General features: G+C 33.6%; 15 protein-coding genes. 11 read left to right on the top strand and 4 right to left on the bottom strand.

Annotated elements, in window-relative coordinates; translation table 11 throughout:
- Positions 1 to 13 precede the first annotated feature (13 nt).
- The 3 genes from FJOH_RS22410 to FJOH_RS22400 all read left to right on the top strand — a co-directional run bounded on the left by FJOH_RS22410 (position 14) and on the right by FJOH_RS22400 (position 3953).
- Positions 14 to 868 (top strand): DMT family transporter, encoded by an 855-nt coding sequence (locus FJOH_RS22410; RefSeq protein ID WP_012026309.1) that lies wholly within the window; start codon positions 14 to 16, stop codon positions 866 to 868.
- A gap of 434 nt (positions 869 to 1302) precedes the next feature.
- Positions 1303 to 2589, top strand: coding sequence for a Glu/Leu/Phe/Val family dehydrogenase (locus tag FJOH_RS22405; protein ID WP_193345421.1), 1287 nt, complete (start codon positions 1303 to 1305; stop codon positions 2587 to 2589).
- Positions 2590 to 2729: 140 nt separating this feature from the next.
- Positions 2730 to 3953, top strand: a complete 1224-nt coding sequence (locus tag FJOH_RS22400) for a sterol desaturase family protein (protein WP_012026307.1) — start codon at positions 2730 to 2732, stop codon at positions 3951 to 3953.
- A gap of 236 nt (positions 3954 to 4189) precedes the next feature.
- Here FJOH_RS22400 and FJOH_RS22395 read toward each other — a convergent pair whose 3' ends face one another.
- A complete protein-coding gene (locus FJOH_RS22395; protein ID WP_012026306.1) occupies positions 4190 to 5788 on the bottom strand; it encodes a DUF6377 domain-containing protein in 1599 nt (532 codons plus the stop codon).
- Between the two features lie 474 nt (positions 5789 to 6262).
- Here FJOH_RS22395 and FJOH_RS22390 point away from each other — a divergent pair, with 474 nt between their 5' ends.
- The 6 genes from FJOH_RS22390 to FJOH_RS22365 all read left to right on the top strand — a co-directional run bounded on the left by FJOH_RS22390 (position 6263) and on the right by FJOH_RS22365 (position 15968).
- Complete coding sequence (locus FJOH_RS22390) at positions 6263 to 6784, top strand: DUF5004 domain-containing protein (RefSeq protein ID WP_012026305.1); 522 nt, start codon at positions 6263 to 6265, stop codon at positions 6782 to 6784.
- A gap of 8 nt (positions 6785 to 6792) precedes the next feature.
- Positions 6793 to 7875, top strand: coding sequence for an antibiotic biosynthesis monooxygenase family protein (locus FJOH_RS22385; protein ID WP_012026304.1), 1083 nt, complete (start codon positions 6793 to 6795; stop codon positions 7873 to 7875).
- A gap of 28 nt (positions 7876 to 7903) precedes the next feature.
- Positions 7904 to 10921 (top strand): SusC/RagA family TonB-linked outer membrane protein, encoded by a 3018-nt coding sequence (locus tag FJOH_RS22380; RefSeq protein ID WP_012026303.1) that lies wholly within the window; start codon positions 7904 to 7906, stop codon positions 10919 to 10921.
- A 24-nt stretch (positions 10922 to 10945) separates the two neighbouring features.
- Complete coding sequence (locus tag FJOH_RS22375; protein ID WP_012026302.1) at positions 10946 to 12460, top strand: RagB/SusD family nutrient uptake outer membrane protein; 1515 nt, start codon at positions 10946 to 10948, stop codon at positions 12458 to 12460.
- A 219-nt stretch (positions 12461 to 12679) separates the two neighbouring features.
- Complete coding sequence (locus FJOH_RS22370; protein WP_012026301.1) at positions 12680 to 13924, top strand: glycoside hydrolase family 71/99-like protein; 1245 nt, start codon at positions 12680 to 12682, stop codon at positions 13922 to 13924.
- A 25-nt stretch (positions 13925 to 13949) separates the two neighbouring features.
- Positions 13950 to 15968: a glycoside hydrolase family 97 protein gene (locus FJOH_RS22365; RefSeq protein ID WP_012026300.1), complete on the top strand. Its 2019-nt coding sequence runs from the start codon at positions 13950 to 13952 to the stop codon at positions 15966 to 15968.
- A gap of 347 nt (positions 15969 to 16315) precedes the next feature.
- Here FJOH_RS22365 and FJOH_RS22360 read toward each other — a convergent pair whose 3' ends face one another.
- Positions 16316 to 17230, bottom strand: coding sequence for a hypothetical protein (locus FJOH_RS22360; RefSeq protein WP_012026299.1), 915 nt, complete (start codon positions 17228 to 17230; stop codon positions 16316 to 16318).
- Between the two features lie 211 nt (positions 17231 to 17441).
- On the opposite strand from FJOH_RS22360, the gene FJOH_RS22355 reads away from it, so the two are divergent.
- On the top strand, positions 17442 to 18617 hold the full coding sequence (locus FJOH_RS22355) for a hypothetical protein (RefSeq protein ID WP_012026298.1): 1176 nt from the start codon (positions 17442 to 17444) through the stop codon (positions 18615 to 18617).
- A 58-nt stretch (positions 18618 to 18675) separates the two neighbouring features.
- Here the strand turns inward: FJOH_RS22355 and FJOH_RS22350 are convergent, their stop codons facing one another.
- Entirely contained in the window at positions 18676 to 19110 is a 435-nt protein-coding gene (locus tag FJOH_RS22350) for a DUF6526 family protein (protein ID WP_012026297.1), read from the bottom strand.
- 324 nt (positions 19111 to 19434) lie between these two features.
- Positions 19435 to 19917 (bottom strand): DNA-deoxyinosine glycosylase, encoded by a 483-nt coding sequence (locus FJOH_RS22345; protein WP_012026296.1) that lies wholly within the window; start codon positions 19915 to 19917, stop codon positions 19435 to 19437.
- A 184-nt stretch (positions 19918 to 20101) separates the two neighbouring features.
- Between FJOH_RS22345 and FJOH_RS22340 the strand changes: the two genes are divergently transcribed.
- Positions 20102 to 21124, top strand: a complete 1023-nt coding sequence (locus tag FJOH_RS22340) for a helix-turn-helix domain-containing protein (protein ID WP_044048526.1) — start codon at positions 20102 to 20104, stop codon at positions 21122 to 21124.
- Positions 21125 to 21580 lie beyond the last annotated feature (456 nt).

The raw sequence follows: 21580 nt of genomic DNA, 5'->3' as shown, positions 1-21580 counted from the left end.
AAAATATAAATTTATGTTGTTTCTTATTTTAAGTGTATTGTGCAGTGTTACGGTGGGTGTGATTTTCAAAATAACCCGAAAATACAATGCAGATCCTATTCAGATTATTACGTTCAATTATGTAACAGCCTTAATACTCTGCTATTTTACCTTTAGTCCGGATTTAACGGTTGTTCATGCAGATGCACCTTGGAATATTTATGCAGCAGTGGGCGTTTTACTGCCAATTGTTTTCTTGTTTTTGTTTACTTCCATCAAATATATGGGAATCGTAAAGACTGATGCCGCACAGCGTTTGTCTTTGTTTATTCCGATAATTGCCGCCTGGTTAATTTTTAAGGAAGATTTTAATACTTATAAAGTTATCGGACTTATAATTGGTTTTATAGCCCTTCTTTTCATCTTAAGAAAGCAATCAACTAACGATCAGAACAAATGGATATTTCCGGCCGCTGTATTTTTAGGATTCGGGATTATCGATATTCTTTTTAAACAGATTGCGCTTTTTACCGCTTTGCCTTATACAACATCTTTGTTTATTGTATTTGATATTTCTCTTGCCGTTTCTTTATTGGTAGTAGTGTATAATGTAGTTTTGAAAAAAGTAAAATTAAGTTCTAAAAATATTCTTTTTGGAGCCTTAGTTGGTATTTTCAATTTCGGAAATATTCTATTTTATTTAAAAGCACATAAAGCTTTTGCCGAAAATCCTTCAACAGTTTTTGCCGGAATGAATATGGGAGTTATTGTTTTAGGAAGTCTTGTCGGTCTGCTTTTTTTCAAAGAAAAACTATCAAAAATTAACTTCATAGGTATCTTTTTAGCCTTAATTGCGATCATTTTTATCGTTTTCTCGCAATTTATGTAATTTTTTTTACTGTTTTAAGGTCTTAATTTACAGTTGTTTTGCTGTTAATTTGCATTTTTTTTAAAATTAACTCTACTAATTCGATAGAATTTATAAAATATATTTATAAATTTGTCATAACAATGAAAAACTATATTCTAAATATCATCCCGTTTATGTGCTGCTTGACGATGTGCTGCATGTCAAACTATGGGATGAAATGGCGTTAATAGAGAAAGTACTTGTTAGTTATTTTTTTTTTGAGCCTTTCATGCACCATGAAAGGCTTTTTTTAGAAATAGTAAAACCAATACAATGAGATCAAATAGAAATTTAAATAGTACGATGCACAGTTTTCAGACAAAAATTCCGTGTTGTATGTGCTGTTGATTTTATTGCCGATAAACTTTATTAAACCCAAATTCTATAAACCCCAAAAATTTAAAATAAATACTATGAGTACAGAAATTATAAAACAGAATCCCTTTCAATCGATGATTGACAGGTTTAATATAGCAGCCGATATTCTTAATTTAGACGAATCGATCAGACAAAAGCTGCAACGTCCTGAGAAACAAATTGTAGTAAATTTTTCGATTACATTAGATAACGGAACCGAACAAAACTTTGAAGGATACCGCGTAATTCACAATACAGCTTTAGGCCCTTCAAAAGGAGGTATACGTTATGATACTGCCGTAAACCTTGATGAAGTAAAAGCATTGGCCGCCTGGATGACCTGGAAATCTGCTGTAACCGGAATTCCCTTTGGAGGAGCAAAAGGCGGCATTATCTGCGATCCAAAAACACTTTCTAAAACAGAATTAGAAAGAATTACAAGAGCTTATACAAAAGCGTTATCCGATATTTTTGGCCCTGAAAAAGATGTTCCTGCGCCGGACATGGGGACAGGCCCGGACGAAATGGGCTGGTTAATGGATGAATTTTCATTGGTTCACGGAAAAACGATTCATGCTGTTGTAACTGGGAAACATCTGCATTCCGGAGGTTCGTTAGGCAGAGTAGAAGCAACAGGAAGAGGAGTAAGCATTATTACGCTGCTTGCACTTGAAAAATTAAAATTGAGACCGGCAAGATCTACGGCAGCAATTCAGGGATTTGGAAATGTTGGTCTGCATTCTGCTTTGTTTTTATACGAAAAAGGAGTGAAGATTGTAGCCGTAAGCGATGTTTCAGAAGCTTTTTACAATCCGGACGGGATTAATATTCCAGAGTTGATTTTGTATTACAATCTAAATAATAAAACCATAAAAGGTTATCCAAATTCAGTTGCCATTAAACATGAAGATTTACTGCTTTTAGATGTTGATGTTTTAATTCCGGCTGCAAAAGAAGATGTAATTACACAGAAAAATGCCAAAGACATTCGCGCAAAAATAATTATCGAAGCAGCAAACGGTCCTGTTTCATCTGATGCCGATAAAATTCTGCATGAAAACAACGTTTTGGTCGTTCCGGATATTTTAGCAAATGCCGGCGGTGTTACGGTTTCTTATTTTGAGTGGCTTCAAAACTCATTATTAGAATCATGGAGAATTCACCAGATTAACAAACGTCTGGAAGATATTTTAGAAAAAGGTTTTGAAACCGTATTTAGAGTTGCAGTGAAACATGACGTTACGCCCAGAATTGCAGCGTATATAATCGCGCTGAAAAAAGTAGCCGAGACACAATCTGTAAAAGAAGTCGCTCTCGAAGCGCCAAAATTTAAACAGAATTAAGTTTTTATAACCATAATCTAAGATGGGTTTCATCAGTCAATATCATGTCATAAAACAGCAGATATTGATTGATGAAATTGTCTTTTTAATTCAATTAGTTGTTTTTAGTTCTTTAAAAATCAATAAAGTAATCTTTAAAAATGAAAAATATTAATTTTCTAGCTTTTGCAATGCCCGCTTTCTTTCTTTTTTTATTTCTGGAATATAAGCTGGCACAACGAAAAAAAAGACCTGAAATTTTTAATTATGAAAGTTCTGTTTCTAATATAAGTATTGGTATTGCAGAACGATTGATTAATTTATTTGTTGCCGCAAGTTTTTATCAATTGTATTATTTGATTTACGACGAGTATCGAATTTTTGAAATCCCAAGCGGATTTCTGGTCTGGACTGCATTGATTCTGGCAACAGATTTTGTTTGGTACTGGTATCACAGACTAGGGCACGAAGTCAATTTTTTCTGGGCTGCACATATTGTTCACCATCACAGCGAAGAATTTAATTTTACCGCTGCAGCCAGAATTACTACTTTTCAGGCTGTTATTCGAACGGGATTTTGGTGTATTCTGCCATTAATTGGTTTTCACCCCACAATGGTAATTACCATGCTTATTGTGCATGGCGCTTATTCTTTTTTTACCCATACACAGCTTATTGGTAAAATAAAATGGCTGGAGTATATTTTTGTAACGCCTTCAATTCACGGTGTTCATCATGCTTCTGATGAAAAATATCTCGATAAAAATTACGGAGATATGTTTACTTTTTGGGACCGTCTTTTTGGTACTTTTCAGGAAGAAGAAGAAAAACCCAAATACGGATTAACACATCCGCTGAAAAGTTACAGTTTCCTTTGGCAGCATTTTCATTATTATTTTGAAATATACGAGTTATGGAAACGCTCAAAAGGTTTTAAAGCAAGATGGCAGGCCGTTTTTGGAAGTCCGGCAAATATGGATCAGGATATTCGTCCAATATTAGAAAAACGATTTTTGCAGGATAAAAGCAATCCGCATCAAAGGCTTCGTTTTAGAAATTATCTTTATATCCAATTGGCTCTTTGCACTTTACTTCTTACGGTTTTTACCTATTATTTTGATAATTTAGAAATCTATGATAAAGTTTTTGTTCTATCAATCACCATTATCACTTTAATTAACTGCGGTGCAATATTAGAACAGCGAAAATGGATTTATTATCTTGAATACACTCGTATTTTTATGATAACAACTTATTTTTTATATGAAGAAAATCTAATCATGTTTTTCTTTGTTCCGCTCGCCATTATGATTTTCGCTGAACAATTGTTTTCGCTTAGTAAATATTATCAAAATATGATTCTGCAGTTGGAAAATGTTGAATAAGAGTTTTCACCGCGAATTCACGAATTATTTTAATTCATGATATCCCAGCGGGATGAAATATTTGTAGAAAAAATTGATGTTTATACAGCAAAGCTCCAGCGGAGCGACATAGAAAAATGTGTCGCTCCGCTGGAGCTTCTTTTTATGAGATGAATGTTTTTCTATAGATATATCGCTTCTCCGAAGCTTTTAATGAGAAAAAAACTTAGAACCTTAGCATCTCGAACCTTAGCCCCTTAAATAGTCTTAATCGCCATAATTTTCTCCTCAAAAGTATCTTTAAAATCAGATTTGCTTTTAATTCTGGTTTTGTACGTATAGATTGTAGCCACAGAAAGTTCCAGAAATTCTGCCATTTGACTGCTGTCCTGAATACCTAATCGGTACAGAGCAAAAATGCGGAGTTCAGTATTTAAAAGTTCGCCTTTTTTTACAATGCATTTATGATCGTTTGGAAACAAATTATTAAAATCGGTTACAAAAGTTGGGAACAGTTTCAAGAAAATTTCATCAAACTGATGGAATAGATTTTCTCTTTCTTCCTTTACATTATAACGCTTTAAACTCGCAATAACTTCATCTGTTTTCTTTGTAATGATTTTATGAAGCGTGCTTTTTTGAATATGATCTATCTTATTAATAAACGCCGATGTTGCCTTAATGAAATACGTAATATATTCTTCTTTAATTGCGTTTGCTTCACTTAAACTTACATTCATTTCCTGTAATTGTGCATACGACGAAGCCATTATTTTTCGGGCTTTATTTTTCTCTTTTAATTGTTTGAAAATAATAATAGAGAACAAAATGATTATCAGCGTAAGGATTGTCAATAATATGATAATCTTCTCCAGTTTATCATTTTTGTCTTTTACATTATTCAGCTGTGCCTTTTCGATAATAGGCAGTATTGATGAAATTTCAATTTTGCGATGTCTGGCATTGTAAAAAGTAGCATCATCCATTGCAATATTGATATATTCGTTTGCTTTGTCTAAATATCCCATTTTAAACAGCTCGTTTGCGAGGTTTCTAAGTGCAACGGTTTCTTTGGTTGCATTTTTAACATCGGCAATAGCAGCAAGTGCTAAGTAATGAATGGCTTTTTTTGTATAACCTCTTTCAGAATAAATATAACCAAGACTAGAAGTCGCAATTCCGTAATAATCAGGCGGAAGATGATAGTTATTAATCCAGTAGCTGAAAGCAAATTCTGCACCGCGCCAGTCCTGTTGTTTTAGGCGTTTTAAACTCTCGGCAGCCCAATATTCATTTGTATTGGTTCCAATTAATTCTAAGGCTTTTTTAAGGAAATGATTTCCCTGCTGTACATAATGAATATTAAAACGCTGATCACGGTTATAATCGGCTAAATCATAATATGCGCGGGCTTTAATGTTATAATATTCAAATTTATTTTTTTGATCCAGTTTTTTGTCATCAATAACATTCAGCGTATCGATTGCTTCTTTAAATAATCCAGAGGAAAGAAGTACAAAACCTTCTTTGATTCGGCTTTTAGCCAAATACTTCGGATCTTTTAAGATTTTGGCCTTGATTTTTGACTGTTCTAAATAATAATATGCCGAATCGTATTTGAATGATTTGTATTCATCAAACAATGACATATAAGTATTGTAAAGCTCTTCGTTGTTCTGGCTTACGGTATACTTTGATACATTCTTTTTTAAAGTTTCTATTTTGCGGTATTTCTGTTTCAGGTAAACTTCTTTTTTAAGAAGCACTTTATCTAATTCTTCAAGAATTGGATTTGTCTCTTTCGCAGTTAGAGAAAAACCCATTATGAAAAAATATAAAATGAATATTTTTTGCATGGTTTGGTTGTGGTTTTAGGGTAAGATAAATTATAGGTTGAGTTAATTCGTTTTAAATACAAAATTAATTAAAACTGATGATTTTCAGTTTTTAGAGTCAAGAGCAGCTTGTTGAGATTTTCTTTAAAAAAGCATCTCAGAGGCCTAGAAAGGGCTTTGAAATGTTAAAAGTACTCTAATAATTTGCAATTATACAATAAAATGTGATTATATATATGTATAGTTGAAAAATTATCATATAAAATTTCCATATTGTCATATTTACCATTATTCTACACGCACTTTTCATCTAAACAAGACCTTGATTTTTATGTTTTTACTAAAATTTTAAAATATTGACATTCAGTATTTTAATTACGAAAACGTTTGAAATATATCTTGATTTTTCGCAGATATTTTTTTTTAGATTTATTTAAGATCTAGTTTCGTACTGTCCTTTTAAGAGGATGAAAAACTAACAAAAACCAAAAATTTATGAGAAGTAAAAGTTATTACTGGTTAGCTCTTTTTATGTGTTTTTTCGCCATTAGCTGCGATAATACAGAAGACGGCAGCTATGTTGATCCAATTACGATTTATGAGAAAGTAAATGGCAATTGGGGATTAACAAATTTAAAGATGGTTGATGAATTTGCTAAGACAAATAAGATCGAACCAAACGAAGAAAACTTGAGTACTTTTTTTAACTACGAAGATTTTAAAATTAATTTCAGCGTAGACGAAAAAAACAGACCTACAAGTTATGAAGTAACGGGGAATGTTCCTCCTTTATTTGCTCTAAAAGGATACTGGGAACTAAGTTCAGATTTTCAGCAGACTAATGCCAGTGCGGTTAAAATTTACTTATACAGCGACGCACAAAAAACTCAAAAAACAGACGAACTTAGATTATCATCTGTCCCTGGAAAGAGCGGCGAAATGGAATTTCAGCTGGTACGTTCTTCAGAAGGAACTGCGTTTTTGACTTATGTATTCAAATTAAATGCTATTAACTAAAAAGTAATATGAAAAAATTTCTATATACAATTTTACTTGCCCTTTTGATGGCTCCTAATTTTACTAAGGCACAAGAAGCCGCAGGAGCTGTTGGTGCAATGTCATCATTTCCGGTAGTTTACAAATATGATGAAAAAGTGACGTGGTATTTCGATCTTGCAAGTACTACATTTGCTGAAAATGAAGATCTATACATTTGGATCTGGTCTCCATCTGAACCGGATGCAAACAATTGGGAAAACTCATCTGATTTTGCCAAATTGAAATATGAAGGAAACAAAGTATGGAGTTTTACTTTAACTCCAACATTATACTTTTCTAAAACTCCGGCAGAAATTGCTGCAAGTGCAGGCTTTTGGTTTCGTTTAAAAAACAAAAACGGATCTAAACAATCTGAAGTTGCGAATATGCCTTACACTGATTTTACAACATTTTATACTGCAAATGAGTTAATCAGAGCATATCCAACAAAACCAACTTTAGACAAAGGTGTGAGTATCTTGTTTAATGCCAATTTAGCTCCTGGTTTTGCAGGCGCATCAAGTGTTCACATGCACAGCGGACTAAACGATTGGGATCTTAAACAAGAATATCAGTCATGGTTACCGGACATTGTTGAAAAAACAAAACTTAAAGATTTAGGAAACGGTTTCTACAAAATGGATTTAGTTCCTAAAGATTATTACAATGCGCCAGATGGTTATGAGATGAAAAACTTAGTTTTCCTGATGGTAAAAGACGACTGGGCAGGAACTACTCCGGATCAGGTATTATATGCAGGGGCTTACGTACCGCCGCCGGCACCGATTTTTGGATTTTTTCCATTGCAGATCAGTCAAAAAGATTTCTTAGGAATCTATAGAAAAAATAATGAGCCGGGTGTAAACAAATTAATCTACACGATTACTGCCGGAACAAAAGTGATTTCTGGTGAGTTTACCGGAGGAGTTGCAGAGATAAAAGGATTTGTCAATTTAGTTTCAGAACTAAAAGATTCTCCAGCTTTAAGCGAAATACATGTTTTGGTAAAAGACAACAAAGACAAAACAATTTCAGACACAACGATTCCGCTTAAAACTTTAGACAAATAATTCACTATCAAATTAAAACATCATTCTAATGAATAGTAAAAATAAAAGAATAGTCCTGCATCAAATGTGGACTATTAAATCGCTGGTATTCATGATTTTCATGCTTTTTCTTTCGGCAGGAATGTTTGCTCAGGGAAAAAAGCTTGTAACGGGTACCGTTTATGACAATACGGGTACTGTGCTTCCGGGTGCTTCGGTATTAGAAACAGGAACCAGAAACGCAACAACAACAGATTTTGACGGTAAATTCACCCTTGAGGTAGCCGTAGGAGGTTCAATCGAAGTTTCATTCATCGGATCATCAACACAAAAAGTTCAAATTACGGCATCGACTTCAAAATTAGAAGTTCGTCTGCAAAATGATGGTTATCAGTTAAACGAAGTTCAGGTAGTTTCTGTAGGTTATGGAACGCAGAAGAAATCTGATTTAACGGGTGCAATCTCAACTGTTACGGCAGATAATTTAGTAAAAGGAACAATTTCTTCTACAGAGCAGGTTTTGCAGGGAAAAGTTGCCGGATTAAACATTATCCGTCCTTCTGGAGATCCTGCAGCGGGTTCAACAATCCGTTTACGTGGAGGAACTTCTTTAACAGCAAGCAACAGTCCGCTTATTGTAGTTGACGGTATTGCAGGTGTTGATATAAACGTAGTGCAGCCTGCAGATATTAAATCAGTAGACGTACTTAAAGATGCTTCGGCAACCGCTATTTATGGTTCAAGAGGAGCAAACGGAGTTATTATTATTACAACAAAATCAGGTACAAAAGGAGTTTCTGTAGTGTACAACGGACAGTCCAGCATTGGTTATGTTACAGATAATTTAGATCTTTTATCTGCAAACCAATGGAGAGGTTATATGCGTGAAACTGGAAATAAAGATGCTATTGATTTTGGAGGAAATACAAACTGGCAGAAAGCGATTGAGCAGACAGCAATTTCACAATCTCATACTTTAAGCATCAATTCTGGAAAAGCGGACAGTGGTTTTAGAGCTTCTATTGCTTACCTGAATAATGAAGGTGTTATTAAAAAATCAGGTTTAGAAAGATTAAGCGGAAACGTAAATGCTTACCAATATCTAGGAGACAATAAAGATGTAAAATTCGACATGGGGTTATTTGCTAATATCGACAAATGGCACCCTATTGATTATAGAATTTTTGAGCGTGCTTATAACTTAAACCCAACTATTCCGGTTTATGATAAGAATGGAAATTTCACGAATGTGAATTACACATTATACGAAAACCCGGTTGAGATTTTAACTAACAGAACGGTTGATAATGAGAGACACAGACTTTTAGGATATTTTAAAACAGAGGTTAAATTCTTAAATGATTTTCAGGCAGTTGCTAATATTTCATTAGAGCATAATGCGGCTAAAGGCGGTACTTACAAACCAACTTATGCTATTATGGAAGGACGTTCTGAATCTGGTTACGCACAAAGAACTTACGAAGAATATACAAATGCTCAGGGAGAACTTTATGTAAATTATTCTAAAGTAATCGACAAACATAACATCAGCGCTCTTGCAGGGTATTCTTATCTTGAAAATATTTACGAAGGATTTGGCGCACAGCGTTCTGGTTTCGTAACAGATGCTTTTAGTTATAACAATTTAGGTGCAGGTTCTAATTATCGTTTAGGCGATGTGTATTCATACAAAGGAAAATCAAATTTGGTTTCTTTTTATGCTCGTGCTAACTATGGTTACGATGGGAAATACTTACTTACTGCAACTGTAAGACGAGATGGTTCAAGCCGTTTTGGAGAAAATAACAAATGGGGAACTTTCCCATCTGCATCTGCAGCGTGGAGAATCTCTAACGAAAATTTCATGAGCGGTACAAAAGACTGGTTAAATTCTTTAAAATTAAGAGTAGGTTACGGAGTTACAGGTAATCAGGATGGAATTGGCGAATACAAATCATTATCAATTTTAGGAGTTGGAAACGACAGTTACTACGATCCTGCTACAGGAAGATGGAGTTTAGCATATTCTCCAACACAAAACCCTAATCCTGATTTGAAATGGGAATCAACAAGACAATTAAATATTGGAGTTGATTTTACTTTATTCGACAGAATTACGGGATCATTAGAATGGTACCAAAAAAATACTGACGATTTATTATATACTTACGAAGTGCCTCAGCCTCCTTACTTAGTAGGAACAATGCTGGCAAACGTAGGTGAAATGTCAAACAAAGGAGTTGAGTTAACTTTAAATGCTGATATCGTAAGAGGTGATAAATTTACATGGAATGCAAATTTAACTTTAGGACACAACGTTCAGAAAATTGAAAAACTTTCAAACCCTACTTATAAAACTGATGTTATTTACAGTGGTTCATTACACGGTTTAGCTGGTATGTCTGGGCAGTATTCTCAAATTATTGCCGAAGGATATCCTGTTGGAACTTTCTGGGGATTCAGAAATGCAGGTCTTGATGCAAATGGTAAAATACAATACTACAATGCAGCTGGTGATATAGTAGCAGAAAATGCTTTAGTTGATGCTGATAAAACAGATTTAGGTAACATTCAGCCAGATTTAACTTTAGGTATTGGTATGAACTTTACATACAAAAACTTTGACCTTGGAATTTCTGGATATGGAATGTTCGGGCAAAAAGCACTTAATGCGACAAACATGATGCTTAATGATCCTAACAGGTTACCTACTTACAATGTACCAGATGATTTCTTAGGAAGCGGTATTACTTCTGCTCCAAAATATTCAGATTACTGGATTGAAGATGCTTCTTTCTTTAGACTTCAGACACTTTCAATAGGATACACTTTACCATTGAATTTCAAGAATTCAAAATTAAGAATGTACATCATGGGAGAAAACCTTGCTGTATTTACAAAATATAAAGGAGTAGACCCTGAGATTGGATTAAATGCGCAGGATGGTGTTAATCAAAACGGAGTGATGGATAAAACCGGATTAGCAGGACCTGGTATAGACAAGTACAACAATTATCCTAGACCAACTACAATTTCTGTTGGATTAAACTTTACGCTTAATAACTAGGCGACTAACTCAAAAATAGAAAAAATGAAAATCAAAATAACAGCAGCATTATTAGTAAGCATGCTTTTTACGATATCATGTACCAACTTAAATGAGGATTTATACGACAAGGTACAGGATGGAAATTTTGGAAATACTCCAAAAGAAGTTGATGCATTGGTAGGAGGAGCATATTCTTCGTTAAGAGGATTTGCTGATAATATATCGAACAATTACCCAACCTGTGAGTTTGTATTCTTTTTGAATGAAACAGTTTCTGATGAAGCTACTATTCCAACAAGGGGAACAAACTGGTACGATGGCGGACAATATCAGGACGCACAAAAACATACCTGGAAAGCAGATAACCGTTTGATTCTTGCAGCATGGCGTTACAACTACACCGGAATTGCAAAAATTAACGCGATCATTTATCAAATCGATAAATCATCTTTAAGCGATGCGTCAAAAGCACCAATTTATGCAGAATTAAAAGCATTAAGAGCATATTACTATTACAATCTTTTAGATGCATTTGGAAACGTGCCTATCGTTACCAATTTTGAAGACACTTCATTACCGTCAAATTCTACAAGAAAACAAGTATATGATTTTGTCGAAAAAGAATTCTTAGATGCAATTCCATATTTATCATCAAATGTGGTGTATTCTAAAATGACAAAAAATGTAGCATATTCTATCTTAGCAAGATTATATCTTAACTCTGAAGCTTTCATAGGAACACCACGCTGGCAGGATTGTATCAATATGTGCCAAAAAGTTTCAGGTTACACATTAACACCAGATTTCTTTACCAATTTCTCAACAGAAAATGAGAAATCGCCTGAAATTATTTTTGCTATTCCTTACGATTCAAAAGCTGGAACAGTTGGAAATTACATGAACTCAATGTCATGCCACTACCTGCACAGATTAACAATGTCTGTTTCTGGAAACGATTATCCTTGGAGCGCAAACGGAATGTGCGCACAGCCGGGAGTATATTCTTCTTTTGCAGATACAGATAAAAGAAAGAAATGTATGGTTGCCGGAGACCAGATCAACATGGCAACAGGAACTGTAATTATGATGGATAACGGAGAACCTCTAACTTATACTGAGGAAGTTACAAGTGTAGCTAACGCTAAAGACAATCAGGGAGTTCGTTTAGGAAAATACGAAATGAAAGCCGGAGAAACTTGGGAACGCGATCACGATTTAGTTTTAATTCGTTATGCCGAAATTTTAATGATGCAGGCAGAATGTTACGTTCGTTTAGGTTCACCAGATTTGGCAAAACCATTTGTACAGCAGATAACATCTCGTGCTGGAGCAGAAATGCCGGCAGTAATTGATCTTGACTTTATTGATAAAGAATTACTAAGAGAATTTACTTTCGAAGGAAGAAGAAGAACTGATAATATTCGTTTTGGAACATTCTTCAATCCATGGTGGGAAAAAGGAACAACTGAAAAATACAGAGCAATTTTCCCAATTCCTAGTACAGTTTTAACGACTAATAAAAATCTGGTACAAAATCCTGGGTACCCGGTAAATTAGGTTACTGAATGTCAGTCTTCCATGTTGGTTAGTCGTGGAAGGCTGACATATTTTAAAATGAGAATATCTGAATGGCTTCAATTTTAATGAAAATATTTTTGCCGCAGATTAAATGATTTTCACTGATTAAAGAATTAAGTTTTTAATAAAAAATCCTTTTTAATTTTTTATCCCGATAACTATCGGGAGTGGCAAAAAATAATAAAAACAAAAATCAATATGAAAAGATATATCACATTATTGTTTTTCGGGATAATGAACATTTTAGTCGTTTCTGGCTGCAGCAGTGATGATAAAGGTTCAGATGAGCCTGTAAAACCTGAAACGCTTAAACCGGTTGCGATTGAAAAAACAAACAGCACCAAAATTTATGTTCATTACATGCCATGGTTTGAAACCAATGAAAGCAGCGCCGATAAAAAATGGGGCTACCATTGGACAATGGCAAACAAAAACCCGAATACGGTAGGAGCAAATAACCGCAGAGAAATTGCGTCGTACTATTATCCTCTTATCGGACCGTATCATTCCGGCGATAAAAATGTGATTGAAAATCATTTATTATTGATGAAATATTCAGGAATCGATGGAATTTTAATCGATTGGTACGGAACTTACGACGTAAACGATTACCGAATGGTAAAAGAAAACACAGAACAGCTTATTGCAGTTCTGGACAAAGTTGGTTTAGAATATGCCATAGTTTATGAAGACAGAACTACAACAAATGTGGTAAATGCCGGAAAAGCAATTTCTGTGACCAGCGCTGCAAAAACAGATTTGGCTTACATGGAAAAAAACTATTTTAATAATGCCAATTACATTAAAGTAGACGGAAAACCATTACTGCTTAATTTTGGACCAATTGTATTGCAGACACCTGCTGAATGGACGAATGTTTTTAATACATTAACTACAAAACCTACATTTTTAACCCTTTGGGATCAGTCTGTAGAAGCTGGTGCAAATGCAGCTGGAGAATATGCCTGGGTTTATAAAGACAATAGTTTCTTAACGAATTATTACACCAACACAAAACCAAAACTTTCTGTTGCTATGGGAAGTGCTTATCCTGGTTTTAAAGATTTTTATGCCGAAGGCGGCGGCGGAGCAGCAATTGGATGGACAATTGAACACAACAATGGCGCAACGCTGGATGCAACACTCGAATTAGCTAAAAATGCCAATTTAAATTATCTGCAGCTGATTACATGGAATGACTTTGGAGAAGGAACAATGTTCGAACCTACAGTTGAATTTGGATACACGTATATCGAAAAAGTAAAGGCATTTGCCGGAGTTAAAAATACCGAATCTGTTTTTCCGGAAATAAGCAAAATGTACAATCTGCGTGTAGAAAAGAAAGGGAATGCCGATGTTCAGAACAAGCTGGATCAGGCTTTTAATTATTTTGTTTCAATGCAGCCTGCAAAAGCAAAACAGTTAATAAACGAAATAAAATAAGAGCCGTAATTAATACCAATACATAATGAGAAACATAAGATATAGATACTGTATAATCGCCTTAGCTTCAATGCTTCTTTTTGCCTGCAGTACTAAAAAAACATATAAAATCAACTCGCCGGGAAAAGTCACCGAATTAATTTTTGAATTAACACCTTCAGGACAGCCTCAATACAGCTTTTCTAAAAACGGAAAATCGGTTATAGAACCCTCTTTGTTAGGATTTGAATTTCAGGGAATTCAAAAAATGACCGACGGTTTTGAAGTCGTTTCTACCGAAGAAAAATCTGCAGATGAAACCTGGGAACAGCCTTGGGGAGAATTCAAAAAAGTCCGCGATCACCACAACGAATTGATTGTTCATTTAAAAGAATCAAAAGGAGAAGAGCGTTTAGTAGATATTATTTTCAGAGTTTTTGATGATGGTTTAGGATTTCGATATGAATTTCCAAAACAGCCTAATTTAGGTAAAGTGAAAATCTCGAATGAAATCACGCAATTTACTTTTAAAGATAACAACGACGTTTGGTGGATTCCGGTACACCGCGAAAATAGTTATTACGAAAGTGAATACCGTAAAACTCCTATAAGTAAAACCGATACAATTAATACGCCGGCTACTTTTGAAACAAAAAATAAATTGTATGTAGCAATTCATGAGGCTAATTTGACTGATTTTGCTTCGATGACACTTTTAAAAACAAGCGACAAACAATACAAAAGTGATTTAGTGCCGTGGGCAGACGGAGTAAAAGTATATGCTGAAACTCCATTTAAAACACCTTGGAGAACAGTTGTTGTGGGTGAGAATCCGGGAGAGGTTGCAACTTCCACGATCATGCTGAATTTAAATGAACCTTCAAAAATTGAAGATCTTTCCTGGATTACACCTTCTAAATATATTGGAATCTGGTGGGGAATGCACTTAGAAAAATTCACTTGGGGACAAGGGCCTAAACATGGTGCTACAACAAAAAATACAAAAGAATATATTGATTTTGCTGCGAAAAACAATTTTGACGGCGTTCTGGTTGAAGGCTGGAACGAGGGCTGGGACGGCGACTGGACTGCCGACGGAAGTGCATTTAGTTTTGTAAAAGCATATCCTGATTTTAATCTGGAAGAAATTACAAAATATGCTGCCATGAAAAATGTTCGTTTAATAGGACATCACGAAACAGCAGGTGCTTCTAAACATTATGAAAGCCAATTAGAAGATGCTTTTAAATTGTATCAAAAAATGGGCGTGAATTCAGTTAAAACAGGTTATGTAAACAAATATTTGGATAAAAAAGAATGGCATGACAGCCAGTATGCATCTCGTCATTACAGAAAAGTGATCGAAACTGCGGCCAAATATCACATCATGATCGATAATCACGAGCCAATAAAAGGAACAGGATTACAGCGTACCTATCCAAACTTTATGTCTCAGGAAGGCGGAAGAGGGCAGGAATACAACGCATGGTCTGTAGACGGCGGAAACACGCCGCAGCATTTAACAACTTTACCGTTTACAAGAATGCTTTCAGGTCCGTTTGATTACACTCCGGGGAATTTCAATTTTGATTACAAAACACCTTCTGGAGCAAGAGTACAGACAACCCTGGCAAACCAATTAGCATTGTATGTTATCATTTTCAGCCCATTGCAAATGGCATCAGATTTACCGGAAAATTATGTTGGCAAACCTGAATTTCAGTTCATAAAAGATGTGCCTTGCACCTGGTCTGATACTAAAGTTTTAGATTCTAAAATTGGAGAATACACTACAATTGCGCGTAAAGACTGGGATGAGAAAAACTGGTATTTAGGATCAATTACCAACCAAAATGCAAGAGATCTAAATGTTGCTTTATCATTCTTAGATGCCGGAAAAGAATACGAAGCCGAAATCTATGCTGACGGCAGCGGAGCGAATTACAAAACAAATCCATACCCGGTTGCAATCTCTAAGCAAAAAGTAAATAACAAAAGCGTTTTAAACATCAAATTGGCAGCTGGAGGAGGAACAGCTATAAAATTTACTCCAATCGAGAAATAAGTAGTTGAGTTTATTTTGAGTTAAGTTAAGTTTAAGTGAATGAACCCGATATCTTGCAAAAGATGTCGGGTTTGTTTTTTTATTTTTTTGTTTCAGATTTAAAGTTTCAGGTTTACCGTTTTATTTAACCGCAAAGCACGCCAAGAGTGTTATACATTACGGTTGTAGATTTCCTATAGATTATTTTCTACAATTATTAAGTCATTACATAGCTCCGGCAGGAGCTCAATATTTGTAGAAAATAATAAAAGTAGATAATAAAAGCTCCGTAGGAGCGGCATATATTCATATCTAATTTTGAAGTTTCATCATATAATTCACAATTCACAATTCACCATTAATTTTTTTTAGTGTTTATAAAACTTCACATGATTTCCAAAACTATATGTTGCAGCAATAGTTGGTCCGTTATAACCCCATTTAAAAAAACCGTCAATTTTTGGTCTGGCAACATCAACTCTAAAATTTAATCCGGTGTATCCGGCAGTTAAACTAAAATTTTGATATACATTATACAAAACCGATAAATTATAACTCACAATTCGGCCGTCTATATCATCTATTTTTAAGGCAAAATAATTTAGGTTGGCATATAAACCCACTTTTCTTCCGAGTACAAATTCGCCCCAGATTCCAATATCAGGCAGCGGAGCAGTAAAATCAACGTTGTCTCTATATTGTGCCTGTATTGTGTTTCCTGCCAGTCCAATTCCAACATCGGCAAGCATTATGTGAGCACCTATTAATAAACCCAGTTCATATTTCGGTTTAGAAACAATAGCATATCCATAAGCAAACCGAATCATCTGATTATCCATAAAAGCCGCAACCTCGGCGTTAACAGGATACACATGATCTTTAAATTCAATTTCTTTTTGAAGCGTTTTTGTTGAATTTCTTTTTAAATAAAAATATTCCAGATTAAAACGGGATCTGCGGGAAGCACGCCATTCAAAAGTTCCAAAAAAGGAAACCGTATTGTTTTGAAAACCTAAATCACGTTCAAAATCAATATCAGTTCCAATTCTGCCGTTTGTTCCATTCACTTCAACTTCGGTATTGTTTACAGGAAAAAAAGCACCTGCTGTAGCTTTAAACCTTCTTCCGTGCCACGGCAGATCATCAGGCTGATAATCCTGAATTTTTCTGTCGTCGTTTTGAGTTTCAGTTAAAGTATTTTCTTTAGTTATTTCGGCAGTAGTTTGCGCTTGAGCCGAAAAATAGGAAAGGGGAATTATCAAAAAATAAACTAATTTTTTCATGAGATTGATGTTTAGGTTTATTAATGAAATTTTAACAATTAAAGTTAACAAAAAAAATCATTCAAATTAATTTTGTACTGGTTTATTATTTTGATATTCAGATGTATATGTTTTTGCGTTTTAAGAATATGGCTTTATAGCAGAGTATATAAAATATTGAGTTTTGCCATTGTCGTTGTCATTCACTATATTTGAATATAAACTCTTTGTTATGAACAAGTCCTTAAAACAATACTTCGTTAAGTCTTTTATTATTTTGGCAATTGTACATTTAGCTTATTTTTTATACGGCTATTTTACATTTGAAGGAATCAAGAAAATCGATATTTACTCAGAGTTTTACAGGTTTAAGTTTTATGATGATGTTTCGATTTCGCATTTTTTTGTGAGTGGTTTGTTTCTTCTTTTCTTTTTAATTTTCTTATTGAAGAATCATGCAAGACAGCAGTATTCATCTGCTAAAATATTCCAGATTGGGTTTCTCTTACTTCTGGTTTCCTTTTTTACTTTTACGTTTTTTGTTAGTTTCAGCTTTGGTCAAAATGCAAAATTGAGAGGAGAATTGTCCCAGAAAAATTACAATGAAGATAAAAAACTGTTGAATGTTTTAAATCCGTTTTTGTACGGTTCAAGTTCGTATCATTCAGAAAAATTATTCAATTACGAGAATATTCTATATCCAAAGCCGTATCCGGTTGTTAAAGAAGAAAAACAAGTTTTAATTTACCATGATCAGTTTAATACTGAAACAACATATTATAGTATCGATACGCTGAAAGTTTTGACGGAAACCTATAATAAAGTTTCAGGAAAAACTGATTCTCTTCTGGATTTTGCAGGTCTCGATAAAAATATTGTTAAAGATAGAATTATCAAGAAAACAAGTATTGGAGACAGTACACAGGTTATTTTTAAAGGTCAGGAAGTAAGTCCAGAATACGATAAAGATATTTGCATTTTTCTCCAGAATAAATCGCTGTTCAAATCAATTCATAATGATTCAGTACAAAAACAACAATACCAAGCTGCAGTAAAACGATATAAATTATTGTATAAATACAAACAGGATTCGCTTGAATATGAATTTGCGAAACTGGATACTTTATTTAAAAAATACAATATTGAAAGCCACGTAAAACCAAATATTCTTGTACCTGAAATTTTTTATTATGTAGAAAATCCGGACAGGTTATTTGGCGGACTGGATAATAATTTTGATCACAAAGCGCTTCAAGAAAAATTCAAGACTTTAGACCGTTATTTTTACGAGCCTAATTATCTGCATCCTTCAATAATGCCTATGTTTTTTACAGTAGTGTTTTCGGTATGGATAGTGCTGCTTTTGTTTTATATTTTGTTTAATAAAAGGAAACAAAAAGATATTTAAGATTTTTAGATTTTAGTTTGAGTCTAAAATCTAAAATCTAAAATCTAAAATGTTCATCTTAAACTCTATTATAATCGGCTCTCCAATGCACGATTGCTTTTTTGATGGCGTCTCCCGTGAGGTTATTTTTTAAAGCATCTTCAAGCAAAGGCAGAAATTCATCATCTGGAGCAAATCGAAGCGCAAATATTTGATCGTCGGTTAATTTGTGTTCAAATTCTTCAAGACGTTTTCCTGTAAGCGTAAAATAGCGGTAACGCATTTCTAAACGCACAATTCGGTTTTGTAAAATAAGTGCATAATGCTGGCGAAGCATGAAAGCAAGGCAAAACAAAAACACAAATACAACGCTTATAAAAGTCCAGATAAGATAATCTTTTGTTGTAAAAGCAAAATAAACGCTGGATGCCAAAAAAAGCGTTAAAACTGGATAATACACAAAATGGTGCGGTGTGTAAAATCGTATATGATTGTAATAAGTTTGAATTTTCATAATTAGGTGATTTCAAAATACATAAAAAAAGAAAGCTACCCTAGAAATCTAGAATAGCTTTTTTCTCAAAAATAAACTAACATAACCAATGTTCTCTTTATAATCTAAACTTGTTACAGTTTGTCTTAGTAATATCTATAATTTTTAAAAAGCCTTCCTTCATCATCAATCCGTATAAATCCTGGCTTTGATTTCTTAATTGTAAAATTATATTAGATTGAGAAATTTCGTGTTATATTTTAAAGTTCAAAAGTTACATTATTTCAACATTTTGTTTTTTTTGCCGCGAAATCATAAATTATTTTTTAGTCGATATTAAAATAGTTAAAGCGAAGCTATAACTTTCCATTCATCCAATTTTGATTGAAAAGCTTTACTGGCATTTGCCGGACTTGTTGATGGAAGTGTAATAAGAGTATAGTCTTTTTTTAAATGAACATACTTTTTAAAGAACGCTGCAGCTTTTTGTCCGTTAAATGCTATTGTATGAATGTTTGGATGCTGTTTTAAAAAAGTTTCAAAATCATTCGCGATTTCATTTTTTATGGCACTGTCTAAACTTCCTACGCGGTCGCAGTATTGTAAAACATCCCACAGTGCAATTTTGTTTTTTAGCAAAAGGGCTTTTTTAGTCTCATAATCAGTTGAGAACTCTTCTTTAAAAATTGTAAACATAAACTTCCAGAAATTATTCTGGCTGTGTCCGTAATATTGATTTAACTCTAAAGATTTTGTTCCGGGCATCGTGCCTAAAATCAACACTTTAGAATCTGGTGAGCTTATAGGAGAAAAAGAATAGCTTTTCATTTATTGAATTAAGAAATAGTTTGTTTGAGTTAAAAATATCATTAATTAGTAATTATAAAACAATTGAGGAAAATTATATAACATTTTTGGTTTACGATTGAGCGAACTTTGAATCTGCTTTTAAAACGTAATAATGCGGGTTTTAAAATCTCATTTAAAATTACAGAATTTAAATCGAAACAAAATGAAAATAGTTACTATACATACAGAGAAAATTCAAAACATATTTGAAGAATTGAATGCAAACTTCGGCGGAAAAGTAACTTTTGACGTTGATGAATATACACTTGAAGTCAATAATAACTTTGCAAAAGGTTCTATTATTGGGGCTTCATTTAACGATAATATTTCTTATGTTCAGTTTGATATGACTTTTTCGGCTGATTTAAAGCTGAATGTCATTAACGGATCATCTTCTCCTATATATTTTGCTTATTGTTCAAAAGGAAATCTTTCACATAGTTTTGGACTTTCAGGCGAAGAAAGAAAATTAAAAACATTTCAGACTGCCATTGTAACTTCAAAACTAAATCAGGATAATGTTTTATATTTTGAAAAAGATAAAAAAACAAAGTTTACTTTAATTATTGTAGGAACGCAGACTGAACCAAGCCATGCCAATTCTTTAAACCAAATGGTGAGAGAAACGTTTTTTGAAGAAAACTTAAATGAAGAATTCTTTTATGCCGGTTCTTATAATTTAAAAATTGGCGAAAAAATCGAACAGTTAAATGCTGTAACACAAACCGGAATTGTTAGAAATTTATTGAAAGAAGGAATTTTGAGAATTATTCTGGCAATGGAAATTCAGCAGCATACAGATGATGTAAATTCATTCTCGAAAGAAACAAATTGTTTGAATTTGAGAGAAATGGAAGAAATAAAAGAACTTTCAGAAGTAATAAAAGCAAATCCCGAAGAACCTTTTACTATTAAATCATTAAGTAAAAAATCAGGTCTTTCTCCAAACAAACTTCAGGAAGGTTTTAAAATGATTCACAACAGAACTGTAAACGATTATATCACACATATGCGCGTTCTAAAAGCCGAAATCCTTATTAGAACATCAGATTTAAATATCTCTGAAATCGTATACTGCATAGGATTTACAAGCAGAAGTTATTTCTCTAAAATCTTTAAACAAAAATTCAACTGCAGCCCAAAAGAATACAAGTTTAATTTGAATCCGATGGGGATTACAGCTTAAATGAGGGGCAAAGAGACAAAGGTTCAAAGGGACAAAGTTTTTTACTGCTGTCTTACACAAAAGTAATGTCGTTAGCTATTAAGCATGATATATTCCAAAAATACTAAGGTTCTGAGTCGCTGAGGTTTTTAGTAAATACGAAAGGCTCCACACTTAGAATCTTAGTTTTTTTTAAGTGACAAAAGTTCAAAGTAACATAGAGACAAGGTTTACTTTCTAAAAAAATAATGCCGTTAGCTGTTAAGCAAGATATATTTCCTAAATAATAAGATTCTAGATCTATCAAATTTTAAGTAAAAACTTAAATGAGGGCGATTTAGAATCTTATTTTTTTATAAAAAATTCAAGTAAAAGAGTAAAAAAACTTTGTCTCTATGTTCCTTTGTAACTTTGCACCTAAAAAATCTTTGCAAAAAAGATTTTTTTTATACATTTGCATAACTAGTTATATAATTA

The organism is Flavobacterium johnsoniae UW101 (assembly GCF_000016645.1).
In the GTDB taxonomy this organism is placed as follows: domain Bacteria; phylum Bacteroidota; class Bacteroidia; order Flavobacteriales; family Flavobacteriaceae; genus Flavobacterium; species Flavobacterium johnsoniae.
Note: the sequence above shows the minus strand (reverse complement) of the source record. Positions and strands in the feature narration are given on the sequence as shown.

Excerpts from the sequence above, each read along its gene's own strand:
- FJOH_RS22410 (WP_012026309.1), top strand. The coding sequence starts at position 14 with ATGTTGTTTCTTATTTTAAGTGTATTGTGCAGTGTTACGGTGGGTGTG.
- FJOH_RS22375 (WP_012026302.1), top strand. The coding sequence starts at position 10,946 with ATGAAAATCAAAATAACAGCAGCATTATTAGTAAGCATGCTTTTTACG.
- FJOH_RS22370 (WP_012026301.1), top strand. The coding sequence starts at position 12,680 with ATGAAAAGATATATCACATTATTGTTTTTCGGGATAATGAACATTTTA.
- FJOH_RS22400 (WP_012026307.1), top strand. The coding sequence starts at position 2,730 with ATGAAAAATATTAATTTTCTAGCTTTTGCAATGCCCGCTTTCTTTCTT.
- FJOH_RS22405 (WP_193345421.1), top strand. The coding sequence starts at position 1,303 with ATGAGTACAGAAATTATAAAACAGAATCCCTTTCAATCGATGATTGAC.
- FJOH_RS22365 (WP_012026300.1), top strand. The coding sequence starts at position 13,950 with ATGAGAAACATAAGATATAGATACTGTATAATCGCCTTAGCTTCAATG.
- FJOH_RS22385 (WP_012026304.1), top strand. The coding sequence starts at position 6,793 with ATGAAAAAATTTCTATATACAATTTTACTTGCCCTTTTGATGGCTCCT.
- FJOH_RS22380 (WP_012026303.1), top strand. The coding sequence starts at position 7,904 with ATGAATAGTAAAAATAAAAGAATAGTCCTGCATCAAATGTGGACTATT.
- FJOH_RS22390 (WP_012026305.1), top strand. The coding sequence starts at position 6,263 with ATGAGAAGTAAAAGTTATTACTGGTTAGCTCTTTTTATGTGTTTTTTC.
- FJOH_RS22350 (WP_012026297.1), bottom strand. The coding sequence starts at position 19,110 with ATGAAAATTCAAACTTATTACAATCATATACGATTTTACACACCGCAC.
- FJOH_RS22355 (WP_012026298.1), top strand. The coding sequence starts at position 17,442 with ATGAACAAGTCCTTAAAACAATACTTCGTTAAGTCTTTTATTATTTTG.
- FJOH_RS22360 (WP_012026299.1), bottom strand. The coding sequence starts at position 17,230 with ATGAAAAAATTAGTTTATTTTTTGATAATTCCCCTTTCCTATTTTTCG.
- FJOH_RS22395 (WP_012026306.1), bottom strand. The coding sequence starts at position 5,788 with ATGCAAAAAATATTCATTTTATATTTTTTCATAATGGGTTTTTCTCTA.
- FJOH_RS22340 (WP_044048526.1), top strand. The coding sequence starts at position 20,102 with ATGAAAATAGTTACTATACATACAGAGAAAATTCAAAACATATTTGAA.
- FJOH_RS22345 (WP_012026296.1), bottom strand. The coding sequence starts at position 19,917 with ATGAAAAGCTATTCTTTTTCTCCTATAAGCTCACCAGATTCTAAAGTG.